Below are 15,073 nucleotides of genomic sequence, written 5' to 3' on the forward strand. Positions count from 1 at the left end.
AGACGGGGTCCTGCTGGCCAGCCTTGAGCCGCATGTCCGGCGAGTAGCTGAGGAGGATGCTGTTGAGGTTGAGCAGGAAGCAGGTGATGGGCTCGGCCCTCCCGCCCACGGGGCTCTCGCTGCTCGTGGCGGGCTTCCGGGGCTCGGGCAGGTTGGCCACCACCGCCTCGTTCTCGAGCAGCGGCTTGAGGGCGCTGCTCAGGCTCTCGCTGTCGAGGGAGATTCTCTCCGCGCTCTGCCACATCTCCGGCTTCACCCAGTAGAGATTCCCATCGGGCGCGTAGATGAGCAGGTCCGACTGGTCCACGACGCACTCCGCGCGAGCCTCGATGGGCGGGAACGTGGAGTCCTTGGGCTTCGGCTGGGCGATGACCCAGGAGTGTTTCTCGCTGGATACCAGGCCGGTGACTTCCACGACGGACGGGTTGGGCTGGGAGATGGCGATGGAGCCATCTCCGGTCTCCACCCGGAAGGTCATCTGGTCCGTCACGTTCTCCAGCTTGTCGGGAGACTGCGTGGGGACGCCCCACACCGAGAGCTTCGTGCTGAAGCCTTCCAGGATGGTCACGCTGTCGGGCTTGAAGAAGAAATACGAGTAAGGGCCTGCCATGCGCACCTCGGGAATGGGCCACGGGCCTTACGCCCGCGACGGGGAAGGAGCACGTCGGTCAATCCGTCACAGATAGCAGAGTCGCAGCGCCGACTCACACGCCTGGCGCAACGTCGCCCGAGCATCCTCCAGGCGCCGTGCGTCCTGGTGCTCCAGGGCTGTCGACAGCGGCTGGGTGAGCGCGTCGGGGAGCCGCTGTTGATGGTGGGCGAGCAGCGCCCGCGCGTGCTCCAGGGCCTCGGTCAGCCGGCCCTGCTCCAGTTCCACGGCGAGCAGGGGCCAGCGCGCCATCCACTGGAAGGGAAACACGAGCGAGAGGGGCTGCCACAGGCGCAGCGCCTCGGTGGCCTCGTCTCGCGAAAGCACGGTGTCCCCGGACCGCGAGGCCACCCACGCCCGGTGGGCATGCGCCGCGCCCTGGTAGTCGGCCATGCCGGAGCGCGTCGCCAGCTCGAGCGTGCGCGCCGTCGTCTCGCTCGCCGCGGACACCTGCCCGCGCAGCCGCAGGATGACGGTGAGATAGCTCAGACACCGCGTCTGCAACGTCACGTCACCCAACCGCTCCGCGCCCTTGAGCGCGTCCTCCATCCACGACTGGGCCTCATCCAGGGCGCCATGGAAGAGCAACACCATGGCGACCACGCACCGGGCTCCCGCGTGCTCCGCGTCCCCCTCTGCCTCCAACGCGGCTTCCGCGTAGGCCCGGGCGTGGGCCACGGTTTCCGTTGATGCTTGATAGCGCTCGCTGCGCAGTTGCATCTGTACCAGCGAGTTGAAGAAGCGCGCGCGTTGCAACGGCGTGCCGTGGGCCCTCATCACCGGGCGCACGCCTTCCACCAGGGCCCGCATCTCGTCGAGCTGGGCCAGCCAGTAGTGGACGGTGATTCGCTCACCCTGCAGTTGCACCCATTCATGCCACCAGGCGGCCTCGACCTGGCCCGGGGCGGAGGAGACGCTGTCGGGCATCGGACCCAGCTCGGCTTGAGCCTGGGCATAGACGCGCAGCGCTTCCTCGTTTTGATGGTGCGTCTGCAAGGACTTGCCCACCTTCCGCAGCACGTTGGCGCGACGGACGGGCTGGCTTTGCTCAATTCGTGCCAGGGCCTCCAGGAACGCTTGTCGCGCTTCCTCCTGCCGTCCGGTGAGCGCGAGCACCTCGCCCAATCCCTCCCAGACGGCGTCCAGGGCCACCGTGCTCGCGTCCGCGGCGGACGCATCCGCGTTCCGGGTGGACGCCGCGGCCTCGCGCACGGCGGACTCGTAGAAGGTGATGGCGTCGCCGTTGGCGTAGGCGGCGCGAGCCGAGTCTCCCGCGCGAGCGAACCACACGCTGGCGCGAGTCGGCACGCCGGCGCGAGACCAGTGGTGGGCCAGTGCCGCGGCCTGGGGCGTGAGTCCCCTCGGCGCCCCCGCCTCGCGCAGCTCCAGGCCCTGGGCGCAGCGGTGGTGCAGCACGCGACGCTGTTCGTCGGCGATGCGCGCGTAGGCGACCTCGCGCAGCTTGTCGTGGACGAAGCGCAGCCGGCCGCCGCCGGACTCCTCGAGGACCTGCCGACGGCGCAGCTCCTCCACCGCCTCCGGCCCCGCGCTCTCCGGCAGCGCGGCGGTGGCGAGCAGCAGCTCACCATCCAGCTCGCGCCCCAGCACCGACGCCACCTCCGCCAGCGCGCGCCCGTCCGCGCCCAGGTCGGACAGCCGGCGCTCGATGAGCTCGGCGATGCTGCCCGGCAGGGGCAGGGGACGGCTGCCCGCGCTGCCTCCTGCTTCGAAGAGCCACTCCCCCGACGGCGCGCGGAAGAGCAGCCCCGCGTCGATGGCGGCGCGCAGGTATTCGGCGATGAAGAAGGGGTTGCCGCTCGTCTCGCGCACCAGGGCGTCGACGAAGGGGCCGGGCACCTCGCGCAGCGCCAGCATGCCGCGCACCATCTTCCCCGCGCTGGTGGCGTCCAGCCGGCCCACTTCCACGCGCACCGCGTCCGGCGCGCCCACCACCGCGCGCAGCGCCGCGCCCATCTCGTCCATCCGGTACGTGCCGACGAGCAGCACGGGACGCGATGCCAGGTGCCGCGCGTCCAGCTCCAGGAGGAAGCTCAGCGTCAGCTCGTCCGCCCACTGGAGGTCGTCCAGCACGAGCAGCAACGGCTGCGCTTCCGCGAAGGCCCGGAGCGTCTCGCGCAGCGCGGCCAGCACCCGGGCGCGTGCCTCTGGAGCGGGCAGGGGCGGGGGCTCGGGTTGCTCTGGCTGGCCGGGGAGTTGGATGAGGGAAGGCTCATACGCGGCGAGCACGCGACCGCGCGGGCCGAGCAGGCGCTCCGCTTCGGCGGCGCCGCGCTCATTGCACCGGTCCGCGACGGCCAGGAGCAGCGGACGCAGCGGGTGCAGGGGTGAGGCATGCAGGTCCGCGCCGCCCATGGCTACCGGGACGCACTCGCCCGTCACCACCGTCATGCGCCGCCAGCCGGCTTCCGACGCCAGCTCCAGCGCCAGCCGCGTCTTGCCCGCGCCGCTCTCTCCGCCCAGGAAGACGCGGCCTCCCTGGCCTCGCGCCGCCGAATCCAGCGCCTCCGTCAGCCGTCCCAGCTCTCCGCCGCGCCCGGCCAGGTCCGGACGGTACAAGTAGGCCGGCGTCCGGGGCGTGGTGGCGGCGCCTTCCTCGCCTTCCTCCGCGCCGAGCGCCTCCAGCGCGGACGACACATCCTCCGCGTAACCGGGCCGCTCCTGGGGGCGCTTGGCGAGAAGCCGGAGCACCAGCGCGTCCAGCTCCGCGGGCATCCCCTCCACGCGCAGCGACGGGGGAACGGGCGCCAGGTGCAGGTGCTGGTGCGGCAGCGGCCCCTCGCGGCCGGGGATGAAGGGGGGCCGTCCGGTGAGCTGCTCGTAGAGCATGCACCCCAGGGCGTAGAGGTCCGCGCGGGCGTCCACGTAGTCACCCCGGAGCTGCTCCGGGGCCATGTACGTGTCGCTCCCCACCACGGCGCCGCTCACCTCCAGCGTCTCCCGTCCCCGCGAGCCTCCGAAGCGCGCGGCGATGCCGAAGTCCACCAGCACCGGCGTCCCATCAGGACGCAGAAAGACGTTCTCCGGCTTCAGATCTCGATGCACCAGGCCGTTGGCGTGGAGGAAGGCCAGGGCCGAGCACAACCTCCGCATCAGGGTGAGCGTTGCGTTCAACCGGGACGCAGCCAGTGCGTCGGAAGAGGGGGCGCGAGTCGCCCCACGGAGTGTCTGCCCCCGGAGCAGCTCCATGGCGTACCAGGGCAGTCCGTGTGCCACCCCCTCCGCGACGATGCGTACGACTCCGGGGTGCCTGAGGCGGCGCAACGCATGGATTTCCCGACGGATGCTGGCCAACGGCACCTCGGTGGCCGCACGCACCGTCTTGACGGCCACGGCCTCGCCGGTGGCCGGGTTCCACCCTCGGTAGACGACTCCCATGCCTCCCTGGCCGAGCACCTCGAGCAGCTCGTAGGGACCGATTTTCGCTCCCACGCCGGGCAGCTCTGGGAGCATCGCTGGTGCCGTCATAGGGGCTCCGAGCATAGCGACACCCCCTGGCACGTCCCATCTGCGTCGCATCTGGACGCAGCTGCGTTCCACTTGGACGCGGTTTCGGGCCTCCAGAGCCCCCCTCTCCAGTCAACCCCCTGAAAAGACGTGAAACGAGGTGTTGGCATGAACCGCGCATGGTGTTTCCGCGTGGCGTCGCGAGCAACCGGGCGCCCAGCCGTCAGCGAGGTTCGGGAACGCGGAAGGAGGGGCCGCTCCTTCCGCGTTCTTCATCTCCGCTACACTGCCTCCTTCCGAAGCGGCCCTTGGCGGGTACTCTCGGATGGCACCGGACGGAGGCGAGTGGATGCACGAGGAGATGCCGCAGCTCATGAGCGCGCTGCGGGGGGCGAAGGATTTCGAGACGGCCGCGGCCACCACCCTGAAGCGCATGTTGGCCGTAGCCCAGGACGCTGTTGCGTCCAGTCGGTACGCAGCCCGCGCCCGAGTGCTCCGAGGAATCGTCCACCTGCGCCCAGGCGAGGCTTATCGTCGCCTTGCCGCGCTCGATGTGGGAGCAACAGAGATTACGGATGCGAGTGTGGGGACCCCGTTCTTCACCTCGGCCACGGCGTGGCGCGCGGTGGTGGAGCACCGCTGCGCGGTGTCCATCGACGTCAACGTGGGCACGGTGCAGCCGCATGCGCCGGACGCGCCCGTGACGGGTGACCCGGGACTGGCGGGCTTCCACAGCAACGAGAGCCGCCAGCGCTTCCTGGGGCGCCATGCGACGCACGTCTGCGTGCTGCCGCTGCGCACGCCGGGCGGCAGCATCGAGGGGATGATTTCCCTGGAGGCTGACTGTCTGGCGGCGATGGGGCAGGAGTTCGTCTGGCGCGAAGCCGGCGAGCAGCTCCAGTTGCTCGCGGACGTGGCCTCGCCGTACCTCGCGGGGCTGCCGCAGCGTCCGGTGGCCACGCCGGAGGTGGACGAGTACCTGCCCGTGGTGGGCCGCTCCATGGCGGAGCTCCTGCCCATCCTGCGCGTCTTCGCGTTGCAGGATGAGACCATCCTCATCAGCGGCGCGACGGGCGCGGGCAAGTCGCGGCTGGCGCGCTGGTGCCACGAGCGCTCCAACCGTCGCGCCAAGCCCTTCGAGACGTTGGACCTGGTGACGGTGCCCGAGGACCTCCAGATGGCGGAGCTCTTCGGCTGGAAGAAGGGCGCCTTCACCGGCGCGGTGAGGGACGCACCCGGCAGCGTGGCGCGCGCGGATGGCGGCACGCTGTTCATCGACGAAATCGACAAGCTGTCGCTGAAGGCTCAGGCGGGTCTGCTGCATCTGCTGGAGTCGCGCAGCTACCGGCCGTTGGGCGAGGGCACCGGCGAGCGACAGGCGGACGTGCGCTTCATCATCGGCACCAACGCGGACCTGCACGCGGAGGTGCGCGCGGGCCGCTTCCGCGAGGACCTCTACTACCGCGTCAACGTGCTGCCAGTGCGCATGCCGGCCTTGCAGGAGCGCCAGGACGAGATTCCGCTCTGGGCCCAGTACATGGTGAACCGGCGGCACCGCGAGCGCTCCCCCGAGGGCAACGCGCGCGTGACGCAGGACGCGGAGCGACTGCTGGTGGGCAGCTCGTGGCCGGGCAACCTGCGGCAGCTCGACAACATCGTCCGCCGCGCCTACACGCTGGCCATGGTGGAGCACGCCGTCTCCGGTGGAGAGCTGGTGCTCCACGAGAAGCACGTCGCGCGGGCGCTGGACTACGAGCAGGCGCCGGGGAGCAAGCCGCTGCCGGAAGCGCTGCGGGCCGCCGCTCAGGCGTTCGTCGCGGAGGCGCGGCGTCGCAACGCGCCTCTGGACCTGGACCTGGCGGACGCGTTCCGCGGGCTGGTGCTGGGCATGGCCATCCGGCAGGTGGGGCGGGACGACGGCTTCAAGCTGTTGGGCCGTGAGAGCCTGGTGAAGAACCGCAACCACCACAAGGCGCTCAAGCGCGAGCTGGAGAAGGTGGAGGCGCTCTACAAGGCCCTCGGCGAGGAGAGCTCGCCCTTCGCGGACCTCCTGTCCGAGGACGAGGCGGCCTGAGTCCGGCCAGTGGCCCGCGGTACAATCCTCGTCGAGAGGAGCCGTTGCTAGCTTCCGGGTCCACGATGCCCGGGGGTGAACCGTGAAGCTCCTCTCGAACAGCGCCATCGTCACGGGTGGCGCGCAGGGAATCGGTCTGGCTGTCGCCTCGCGCCTCATGCGCGAGGGCACCAGCGTGCTGGTTTTCGGACGAACGGAGACGAAGGTGGCGGACGCCGCCGAGCGCCTCAATCGCGAAGCGGAGGGGCGTGCTCGCGCCGTCCCCTTCGCCGGGGACGTGTGTCGGGCGGAGGACGTCGCGCGCGCCCACGCCTTCGCCACGGAGCAGTTGGGGCTGCCCGGCATCCTGGTGAACAACGCGGGCTCACTCTCCCTGACGCTGCTCGTGGACCTGCCCGAGGAGGAGCTGGACCGCGTGCTCGCGGTGAACCTGAAGGGGCCCTTCCTGATGCTGAAGACGTTCGCCCGCGCGCTCATCGCCGAGAAGCGCGCCGGCGCGGTGGTGAACATCACCTCGGTCTGCCAGGAGGTGGTGACGGAGGGGTTCGCTCACTACTCCGCCTCCAAGGCGGCGCTGGCCCAGCTCTCGCGGTCAGCGGCGCTGGAGCTGGGGCGCCATGGCATCCGCGTCAACGTCGTCGCGCCGGGCGCCACCCTCACGCCCGTGGCCGCCGCCTTCATCGACGAGCCGTCGGTGCGCCGCGAGCTGCTCGCGCGCACCCCCCTGGGCCGCGCCCATGGGATGCCCGAGGACGTGGCCCGTGCCGTCACCTTCCTGTGCTCGGAGGAGTCCTCCTGGGTGACGGGAGAGAGCCTCTTCGTGGACGGTGGCAGTCACCTGCGGGGTCTGCACAGCTACTGGGACACGCTGAATCCGCCCCGGTAGCCACCGCCCGAAGCGGGGGCGATTCCCGTCGCGCCTCGCGCCAGCTCGTCACACACGAGCGCCTGGAGCCGGAAGGCCATGCGCGCCTCCTGGATGATTTCGCGCGCCTCGTCCTCTTCCAGCTCCAGCCCGTCGATGCGCGAGTGGAGCCGCACGCGGAACTCCGAGAGCTCCGTCGGCGTGGCCGTGCCGTGGAACAGCGCGCCGCGCGCGTCCTCCAGTTCGAAGGCGTTCGAGATGACCCGCGCGCGCTCCGGCGCGGCGAAGAAGTCCAGCACGCACCGCGCATAGACATGCGCCACGAGCAGATGCGGCGCGTCCTCCGCCACCTCGCGCAGCCGCTCCGCGTGCAGGCGCGTCTCCACGCACGCGAAGGTCTCCGTGCGCGTCTCGCCGCAGAAGTAGGCCAGGTCCGCTTCCAGCGCGCTGGCGCGGCGCAGCTCCGGCATCAGCAGCACGGGCGTCAGCGCGGTGCGGGCCACGCGCGGCAGCACGCTCTCGAACGTCGCGTAGAGCACGTGGAGCTGGCGCAGGTAGCTGACGTAGTGCTGGGCCCGGACGAACTGGCCGTAGATGCCGTCCCAGCTGTCGACGAAGAGGGACTGGAGGAAGACGGAGCGCTCGGCCTGCTCGTGGGCCCGCGCCGTGCCTTCCGTGAGCAACACGGACAGGGGCGCCGCTGTCACACGAGGAGCCGCCGGGGCGGCCGCGTCCGCCTCGCTCTCGCTCAGTCGCCGCACGCGCGCGGACTGCTCCGTGCGCGACACCCTCAGGGTGCCGGTGGCGCTCACTGCTTCCACCCGCCCAGCAGCGAAGGCATCGACTCGGAATCGGATTCCTCGGCGTGGCCCTGCTCCGGCTCATCCAGGTTCTGCAGCGCCTCCGCCATCGTCAGGCCAATGGCGCGGAGGACCTCCTCCTCCACCCGAATCGTTACCGGACCCAGCGCCAGATGGATGTGACCACAGGTGCAGCGCGTCACCTCGGCGCATGGCCCCCGCGCGAGCACTCTCTTGCCGCATCCCTGACCGAGCATCTCGTGTCTCCTTGATTTTGATTTTGATTATCGAAATCAACAAGATGATGCGCGAAACCCGCCCGGGAGTCAATCCCGAGAGGGCGCGGTGGGGTTACGGCGTGTCGGTGGGTGCCACTTCCGTGTCGGTGGGAGACGGTGGCGTGTCGTCGGTGGGGGACGGCGCCATTTCGTTGATGAGAGACGGTGGCGTGTCGTCGGTGGGAGACGCTTCCGGGTCGGGCCCGGCGCCGAGCGGCTGGCGTTGCTCGTCCCTGAGTCCGACGAGGACGCTGGAGCCGTTGGTGGCGGCGCGCAGTTCTCCGTAGCGCGCACGGGCGTAGTGGTCCGCGTGGCCTTCCTGGAAGAAGAAGGACTCGGCACCCAGGCGTGTCCTGCCTTTGCGCGTGCGGTAGCTCAGCTTGAACTCGCCGGGGGCGAGGGGCTGGTCGGGGCTGTCCATGCGCACGAAGCGGCCGACGCCGTGTTCATCCAGCTTGAGCACGAGCAGGCCGGAGCTGGGGCCGTCGAGGCCGTCGACGTTGAGGGCGCGGGTGAGGGCGTAGTCGAGCACCATGTAGTCGCCCTGCATCAGCGAGCGAGGGTCTCGAGGGGCCAGCTCCAGCAGCACGGTCTGCCCGGTGGCGAGGACGTGCTCCTTCTGGGCGACGAGGCCGAGCGGAACGAGGAGCGCGAGCGCGAGTCCGACGAAGAAGAGGATTGAACGCATCAGCGTGCCTCCGCCGGCGTGGAGGCCGTGGGGTAGCGCCGTGTGAGGACCCATCTGAGCGCGAGCAGGACGAGCCCACTGCCGGCCAGCGCGATGGCCTTGGCCAGCAGGGTGAGGCCCAGGTCGTAGTAGTACCAGGCGCCCGAGGCGATGAGGAACGCGACGGCGATGCCGAGCAGGATGCTGCTGCGGCGATGGAAGCCGAGCGTGAGCAATCCGACGGCGGCGATGACCGCGGGCGTGTGCGGGGTGATGAGGGCCGTCACGGTGAGGGCGGCGAAGACAGCCGCGCCCGCGACGCCGGTGGGGTCCAGCTCCAGCTCCCTCATGACGTTCCAGGCGGTGAAGAGGGTGATGGTGGTGAGGCCCACGGTGAGGGCGGGGATGGGCAGGGCCGCGCGCTCGAAGAGGAAGGTGCCGATGACGTCGGGCAGGCCCCGCGCGAGGAGCACGAGCGGCAGTCCGCTCGCGAGCGCGAAGGCCGCGGGGCCGACGAGCGCGCCCCGGGGACCGGCGCTCAGGCGCGACTGGAAGAGGAAGAGGCCGTGCGCGAGCGCCGCGCACGCGAGGATGCCGAGGTCCAGTCCCACGCCGCCCAGCGCATCCCAGAGGATGAAGAGCGCGGCGCCGGCCATGTTGAACGTGGCGAGGAAGCGCATGACGGGGTCTGGGAAGGTGACGAGCAACGCCGCGCAGACGATGAAGTGCGCGACGGCGGGGATGATTTCGTCACGGGCCATGAAGGCGATGCCGCTGGTCGTCAGTCCCACGCCGGCCAGAGCCAGGGCGAGGGCGAGTTGCTCCAGGAAGGCGCCCTGGCCCGAGCGTCGGAGGAAGGTGGCGCCGACGCACAGCAGGACGCCGAGGCAGAGGAGGGCGGCCTGTTCCTTGTAGAGGCCGGTGCAGCCGAAGAAGCTCAGCAGGAAGGCGGCGGACACCCAGGCACCGAAGCCGGCGAGGGCTTTGACGAACCAGGGTGTGGCGGTGCTGGAGCGCTGGTGGACCTCCAGGGTGGCGAGCGCGCGGGCCTCGGCGTGCTCGTCGAGCTGGTGCTCGCGTTGGAGTTCCTGGATGACGTGTCGCAGGGAGGGACGCAGGGACATGTCAGGACTCCTCGGTGGCGCCGGTGGCGCGGGCCTCGGCGCGCAGCCAGCTGACGGCGAGCGCGACCTGTCCGATGAGGACGAAGGGAAGGATGAAGAGGGTGAGTTCGTCGGCATCCATGTCGACGATGAGGATGCGGCCCGCGACGGTGGTGATGAGCGTGATGAGGCTGAGCACGCCGATGGTGAGCAGGAACAGCTCACCGCGAAGGTGACGGTGGAGCGCGTATTCGGCGGCGAAGGTCGCGACGAGCAGGGCCAGGGCGACGACGGCGCCGGAGCCGACTTCGGAGGGGATGACGATGAACGCCTCCCCGGCGGCGAGCAGGGGAGCGGTGGTCATCGCCGCGAGCACGCGAGGCATCCACCGGTCCGCGAGCCAGGGGACGCGCAGGTTGGCGAAGTGTTCGTAGGTGGCCCAGGCGAAGCCGTTGAGGAGGCCGAGAGCCACCGCGAGCCAGGTGATGAGGCGATCCGTGTCTCCGAGGACCTGCTGTTGGAACAGGACAAGGCCGGTGTTGGCGAGGATGACGAGCAGCATCCACAGGGGTGGGAAGCGCGACATGGCGACCCACGGGAGGATGAGGACGGCCCACCCGATGAACAGCTCGTATGGGTCCGCGCCCGTCTGGTAGGCCTGTCCGTAGACGGCGAGCAGCGCGCCGACGAGGACGGAGGAGGCGAGCAGGCAGAGCTGGCCCGCGAGTCTGTCGCCGAGCTTGCGAGCGCCCAGCGCGGTGCCGGCGATGGCGGCGGCGATGAGGCCCAGCTTGCCGAAGCGGTGCAGGGCGGCCCAGTTGTAGGCGAAGAAGTAGATGACGCCGGAGAGCACCAGCAGCGCGCCGAGTCCCAGCAGCGTGGACGACACGAAGCGGCGCCAGGCTTCGGCGGGAGGCGAGGCGGTGGACAGGTAGAGCGCGCGCTCCAGGTTGGATGGAGGGATGACTCTGGCGTCCGTGAGCGCGCGGAGGCGCTCGGGGGTCGCATCGAGGTCGAGCAGGTCTTTCGGCACGGTCGCGCAGTGTAGCCAAGACGCGGGCGTCACGGGGTGCCGCGCGGGTGGGTTGCGAGCCCCGTCGTGTCCACGAAGGCGCGTGGTAGGTTGCCCGCGTCGCGAGCAGTCGAGGTCGGGTGGTGCCGTTCGGGAGGGAGCGGAGTCCATGTCCCAGGTCTCGTCCGCCGTGCTTCGCGCCGTGGCGTGGTGGGTCTGCGTGTTGCTGGCCGGGTGCTCGACGACGAGCACGGGGCGGCACGAACGGTCGGGTCGCTACGAGCAGACGGTGGACTCGGCGACGAACGCATGTCTGCGAAATCCCGCCTGTTACACTCAGGTGGGAGACGATGCCGTGTTGCCGTGGCTGTCGCGCGCCGCTTCGGGGGCGCGGACGGTGGTCGCGACGCTCCGGTTCCTGGAGGCGGCGGAACTGGCCCAGGTCGAGGATATCCTCGTGGACTGCGCGAAGCGGGCCAACCTCGAGGTGAATGAGCGGATGCTGGGAGAAGGGAAGCGACCGACCCGGGAGTGGTGTGAGAAGGAGGTGCGACGCGATGCCAGGAACAACGTGGTGACGTGGGCCATGGAGTTGGGGCGCGCCAAGCACGAGGTCGCACTGGAGTGTGCCCGGGCGCGATTGGGTGAGCGGTTCCCAGGGAGCTTCAGCGTGGAGCCTCGCTACTTCCGAGACCCGAAGACGGGCAGGCTGCGGTTGCTTGACCCCGAAGAGGTACGCCGCTGGCTTGATGAAGGCTTGTTCCATCTCTTGTCGGGAACGCTCGTTCCGGACATTGTCATCCATGCTTCGGGAAATCCCCTCTCCGTGCAGAGGGTCTACGACTTCAAATTCCCGTGTTCAGATTTGAGAGTGCCCGACTGGGGACGGACCTCTGCAACGGATGGTTCTGGAAGACGGCTCACGCAAGGGGAGTTGTACGATGCGGTCCTGACGCCAAGGCTGCGATCTGTCCACGTCTCACCGGGACACGGGATCACAAGATGAGTCCACGATACCCACGGATATGTTTGCCGTTCCTTGTTGAAACGGAGGATGAAGAGATCGTCATCCTGCGAGACAGCGTGAGCATCACCTTCTATGTGGACCGTAATCACAGCGAGATTTCGCAAGCAGTGAAGAAGTCGTTGTCCCACTATGAAGCCGCGATGGGACCCGAGTCGCTTGCCCTGTACGTTGATGATGAAGGTGACTGGCGAGAACTCGACGCGAAGGGTCGGGCGTTCGTTCAGGCAGAGTTCGAGGCACCGCTAGGCGCGCGCATCAGGCTGAGTGATGGCTCAACGTTGCTGAGTCATTCATTCAAGTATCGAGGAGAGTCCCCAATAGAGTCCTGGGGAGAGTCCGAGCAGCACCGGCCTATATCGTCGGTGGAGTTCTACCTGCCCACCGAATACTTGCTTGAACATGGAGCGGGCCGAGTTCGTGACCTCTCCATGGAGCTGGGTGCGGAACTGCCGTTTGTTTCGGGACACGCGGGACTGTCATTTTACATGGCTGCTTGGATGAGAGATAACACTCCTGTCGTTCGGGAACTGAGCCAACGCCACCCGGGCTTCGACCTCCCAGGAATAGACGAGCTCCGTCGCGTCATGGGTTCGAGAACCCGTGGGGCCTCCTGGCTCACCTTCCTGGGCCAACCCATCCTCGGAGGGCTGGGTGGCGTGGCGGGGCTGCGCGCTCAACTGAAATCTCCGGGCACCACCGTTCAGGAGATGTCGGGAGACCGAGCAGTGGTGTCCCTGGGTGAGTGGCCCGAAGCTGGAGACCTGGAGAATGGAGACACGTTGCCGCACTACCGTGAGCTGGCGCGTGTCCTCGAACCGTGGATGTACACCCACGGTGATGCCTACTGGGGGAACCTCACCCCAGAAGAAATCCGTCGCTGGGAGCGCCGCTTCCTTGATTGACTCGCGACCTTAAGGACACCGCCATGCTCCACGTCGGACGCAGTCGCTACAGTCAATTCGTCGCTCGCTGCCTCCTCGTCTTCACCTGGGGCCTCGTGGGCACGGTCCACGCCCACTCCGCGCAGTCCGCCGCTCCCGCCATGTCCTCCTCTTCTTCCGTCTCCATCCCCGGCCCCCAGGCGCTCGCGGCGCAGTGGGAACAGGTCCACTCGAAGGCGCTCCCGGTGGCGCCGCTCGTCCGGCACCCCGACGTGGAGCAACACCTCAAGGCCCTCCAGGCCCGCGCTCCCGACTTGTTCCAACTGGAGGTCGCGGGGCACTCGGTGGAAGGGCGCGCGCTCTACCACGTCACGCTGGGCACCGGCCCGCGCCACATCCTCCTCTGGTCGCAGATGCACGGCGACGAGCCCACCGCGACCACCGCGCTGCTCGATTTCTTCGAGTATCTCCGCACGCATCGCCAGGAACCGTGGGTCGCGCGGCTGCTCTCCAGCCTCACCCTCCACGCCGTGCCCATGCTCAACCCCGACGGCGCCGAGCGCTTCCAGCGTCGCAATGCCCAGGGCATCGACATCAACCGGGACGCGCTTGCGCTCCAGACGCCCGAGGCCCGCACCCTCAAGTCCCTGCGCGACAAGTTCCAACCCTCCGTCGGCTTCAACCTCCACAACCAGAGCTGGCGTCACGCGGTGGGCGACACCGGTCGCCCCGCCTCCATCTCCCTGCTCGCCCCCGCCTTCGACCGCGCCCGGAGCGACAACCCCGGACGCATCCTCGCGAAGAAGGTCTGCGCGGTGATTCGAGACGCCGTGGAGACGCTCGCGCCCGGGCAGGTCGGCCGCTACGACGACTCCTTCGAGGTGCGTGCCTTCGGCGACAACATGACGCTCTGGGGAACGCCCACCGTCCTCATCGAGACCGGCGCGTGGCTGTCCCTGCCGCCAGACGAGCCCCTGGTCCGCCTCAACTTCGTCGCGCTCGCCACGGCCCTGGATGCCCTGGCGAATGGCCAGGCCGAAAAGGCCGACGTCTCCCGCTACGACTCCATCCCCGAGAACGAGAGCTCCGGCCTCGTCCACCTGCTGCTCAAGGGCGTCGGCATGTTCGGCGCGGACGGCAAGCCCTTCACGGGCGACGTGGGCATCGCCGTCAGTCGCGCCGTGCGCGGCCAGGGAAAGAAGCTCCTGCTCGCGCACGTGGGCAAGGTCGAGGAGCTGGGCGACCTGCGCATCCTCGGTGCGGTCGAGACCGTGGACGGCAAGGGACTCTTCGTCGTGCCGCTGACGGGCAAGGGCGCGAAGCCCGGGGACACGTACCGGCTCACCCGTCCCGCGAAGCAGTCCCTGTCACTGGGCCAGCGCGCGGACCTGATGCTCCTGAAGCCGCTGGAGGCGTCCGACACCTTCCGCATCGAACGCATCATCCGCTTCGACCCCTGAGCCGAGCCGCTACGGAGCTTCCGCCTCCAGGAACGCCTTCAGCTCCGGAAGCACGCGCTCGGGGCGCTCCTGATGAGGGCTGTGCGCCGCGTCCACGCGCAGCAACCGCGCGCGCGGAAATCGCCGCAGGGCCTCCTCGGCGAGCGACAGGGGCAGGACGTCCTCACGCTCACCCCAGATGAGGAGCACGGGGACCTTCACTTCGGCCAGCCGCTCGCGGTGGTGGAACACGGGCCCCGTCAGGGGCACCAATCGATTGAAGGCCCGCGTCGCTTCGTCACGTCCGCCAGGGGCCGACACCAACTCGTACTCCAGCTCCCCGAGCCGCTGTCCCAGGGGCGTCGGAACCGGAGGCATCATCCGCGCCCAGGCCCAGGGCCCCAGGGAGCGCGCCAGTCGCTCCGGTCCCGCGCGGAAGAAGACGCGGGCCTTGCGCTCCAGCTCCGGACCCAGCCCCATGCTGTCCACGAGTACCAGCCGCTCCACCGGCACACGAGCCCGCAGGCTCAGCTCCAGCCCCACCAGCCCGCCCAGCGAGTGACCCACCACCGCCACGGGCCCAGGGGCGAGCCGCTCCAGGAGCGCCTCCACCGGGTCGGTGAAGAAACGCACCCCCTCCTCGGCCGAGCGGACGGGGCCCTCTCCAGGGGACGACATCCCGAAGCCCGGCAGGTCCACCGCCAGCACCCGGTGCCCCCGCGCGAGGGCCGTCAGGTACGCGAACCACGTCGAGGCCGCCCCGCCACGCCCGTGGAGGAGCACCACCGTGGGGCCCTGGCCCCCCTCCAGCAC

At 69.6% G+C, this 15,073-nt stretch carries 13 protein-coding genes; 5 read left to right on the forward strand and 8 right to left on the reverse strand.

Annotated features, from left to right (window positions below; translation table 11 throughout):
* Both FJV41_RS40400 and FJV41_RS40405 read right to left on the reverse strand, forming a co-directional pair.
* Nucleotides 1-610, reverse strand: a 610-nt coding sequence (locus FJV41_RS40400) for a hypothetical protein (protein ID WP_141647957.1), incomplete at its 3' end; no start/stop codon positions are given.
* Between the two features lie 66 nt (nucleotides 611-676).
* The gene (locus FJV41_RS40405) at nucleotides 677-4,135 is read right to left on the reverse strand and encodes a serine/threonine-protein kinase (RefSeq protein WP_246137721.1); all 3,459 of its coding nucleotides are present in this window, start codon (nucleotides 4,133-4,135) and stop codon (nucleotides 677-679) included.
* A 304-nt stretch (nucleotides 4,136-4,439) separates the two neighbouring features.
* Between FJV41_RS40405 and FJV41_RS40410 the strand changes: the two genes are divergently transcribed.
* Nucleotides 4,440-6,188 (forward strand): sigma-54-dependent transcriptional regulator, encoded by a 1,749-nt coding sequence (locus tag FJV41_RS40410; protein WP_281291582.1) that lies wholly within the window; start codon nucleotides 4,440-4,442, stop codon nucleotides 6,186-6,188.
* A gap of 82 nt (nucleotides 6,189-6,270) precedes the next feature.
* Nucleotides 6,271-7,074 carry an SDR family NAD(P)-dependent oxidoreductase gene (locus tag FJV41_RS40415; RefSeq protein ID WP_141647960.1) on the forward strand — a complete coding sequence of 268 codons (804 nt, stop codon included), beginning with the start codon at nucleotides 6,271-6,273 and terminating at the stop codon, nucleotides 7,072-7,074.
* On the opposite strand, the gene FJV41_RS40420 is transcribed toward FJV41_RS40415, so the two are convergent.
* The 5 genes from FJV41_RS40420 to FJV41_RS40440 form a co-directional block, all read right to left on the reverse strand.
* Complete coding sequence (locus FJV41_RS40420) at nucleotides 7,044-7,865, reverse strand: biliverdin-producing heme oxygenase (protein ID WP_141647961.1); 822 nt, start codon at nucleotides 7,863-7,865, stop codon at nucleotides 7,044-7,046. The genes FJV41_RS40415 and FJV41_RS40420 overlap by 31 nt on opposite strands.
* Nucleotides 7,862-8,110, reverse strand: a complete 249-nt coding sequence (locus tag FJV41_RS40425) for a hypothetical protein (RefSeq protein ID WP_141647962.1) — start codon at nucleotides 8,108-8,110, stop codon at nucleotides 7,862-7,864. Before FJV41_RS40425 ends, FJV41_RS40420 begins: the two co-directional genes overlap by 4 nt.
* 94 nt (nucleotides 8,111-8,204) lie before the next feature.
* Entirely contained in the window at nucleotides 8,205-8,819 is a 615-nt protein-coding gene (locus FJV41_RS40430) for a GDYXXLXY domain-containing protein (protein WP_141647963.1), read from the reverse strand.
* Nucleotides 8,819-9,922, reverse strand: a complete 1,104-nt coding sequence (locus FJV41_RS40435) for a DUF4401 domain-containing protein (RefSeq protein WP_141647964.1) — start codon at nucleotides 9,920-9,922, stop codon at nucleotides 8,819-8,821. The genes FJV41_RS40430 and FJV41_RS40435 overlap by 1 nt, the downstream gene beginning before the upstream one ends.
* Before the next feature lies 1 nt (nucleotide 9,923).
* Nucleotides 9,924-10,934, reverse strand: coding sequence for a DUF2157 domain-containing protein (locus tag FJV41_RS40440; RefSeq protein ID WP_141647965.1), 1,011 nt, complete (start codon nucleotides 10,932-10,934; stop codon nucleotides 9,924-9,926).
* 334 nt (nucleotides 10,935-11,268) lie between these two features.
* On the opposite strand from FJV41_RS40440, the gene FJV41_RS40445 reads away from it, so the two are divergent.
* Genes FJV41_RS40445 through FJV41_RS40455 form a run of 3 tightly spaced genes read left to right on the forward strand, consistent with a single transcriptional unit; the run spans nucleotide 11,269 to nucleotide 14,281 of the window.
* The gene (locus FJV41_RS40445) at nucleotides 11,269-11,919 is read left to right on the forward strand and encodes a hypothetical protein (RefSeq protein WP_141647966.1); all 651 of its coding nucleotides are present in this window, start codon (nucleotides 11,269-11,271) and stop codon (nucleotides 11,917-11,919) included.
* A 23-nt stretch (nucleotides 11,920-11,942) separates the two neighbouring features.
* Nucleotides 11,943-12,842 (forward strand): type VI immunity family protein, encoded by a 900-nt coding sequence (locus tag FJV41_RS40450; RefSeq protein ID WP_181791282.1) that lies wholly within the window; start codon nucleotides 11,943-11,945, stop codon nucleotides 12,840-12,842.
* A gap of 23 nt (nucleotides 12,843-12,865) precedes the next feature.
* Nucleotides 12,866-14,281, forward strand: a complete 1,416-nt coding sequence (locus tag FJV41_RS40455) for a M14 family metallopeptidase (protein ID WP_141647968.1) — start codon at nucleotides 12,866-12,868, stop codon at nucleotides 14,279-14,281.
* A 9-nt stretch (nucleotides 14,282-14,290) separates the two neighbouring features.
* On the opposite strand, the gene FJV41_RS40460 is transcribed toward FJV41_RS40455, so the two are convergent.
* On the reverse strand, nucleotides 14,291-15,073 hold a 783-nt coding region (locus tag FJV41_RS40460; protein WP_141647969.1), incomplete at its 5' end, for an alpha/beta fold hydrolase.

This window comes from Myxococcus llanfairpwllgwyngyllgogerychwyrndrobwllllantysiliogogogochensis (genome assembly GCF_006636215.1).
GTDB classification, from domain to species: domain Bacteria; phylum Myxococcota; class Myxococcia; order Myxococcales; family Myxococcaceae; genus Myxococcus; species Myxococcus llanfairpwllgwyngyllgogerychwyrndrobwllllantysiliogogogochensis.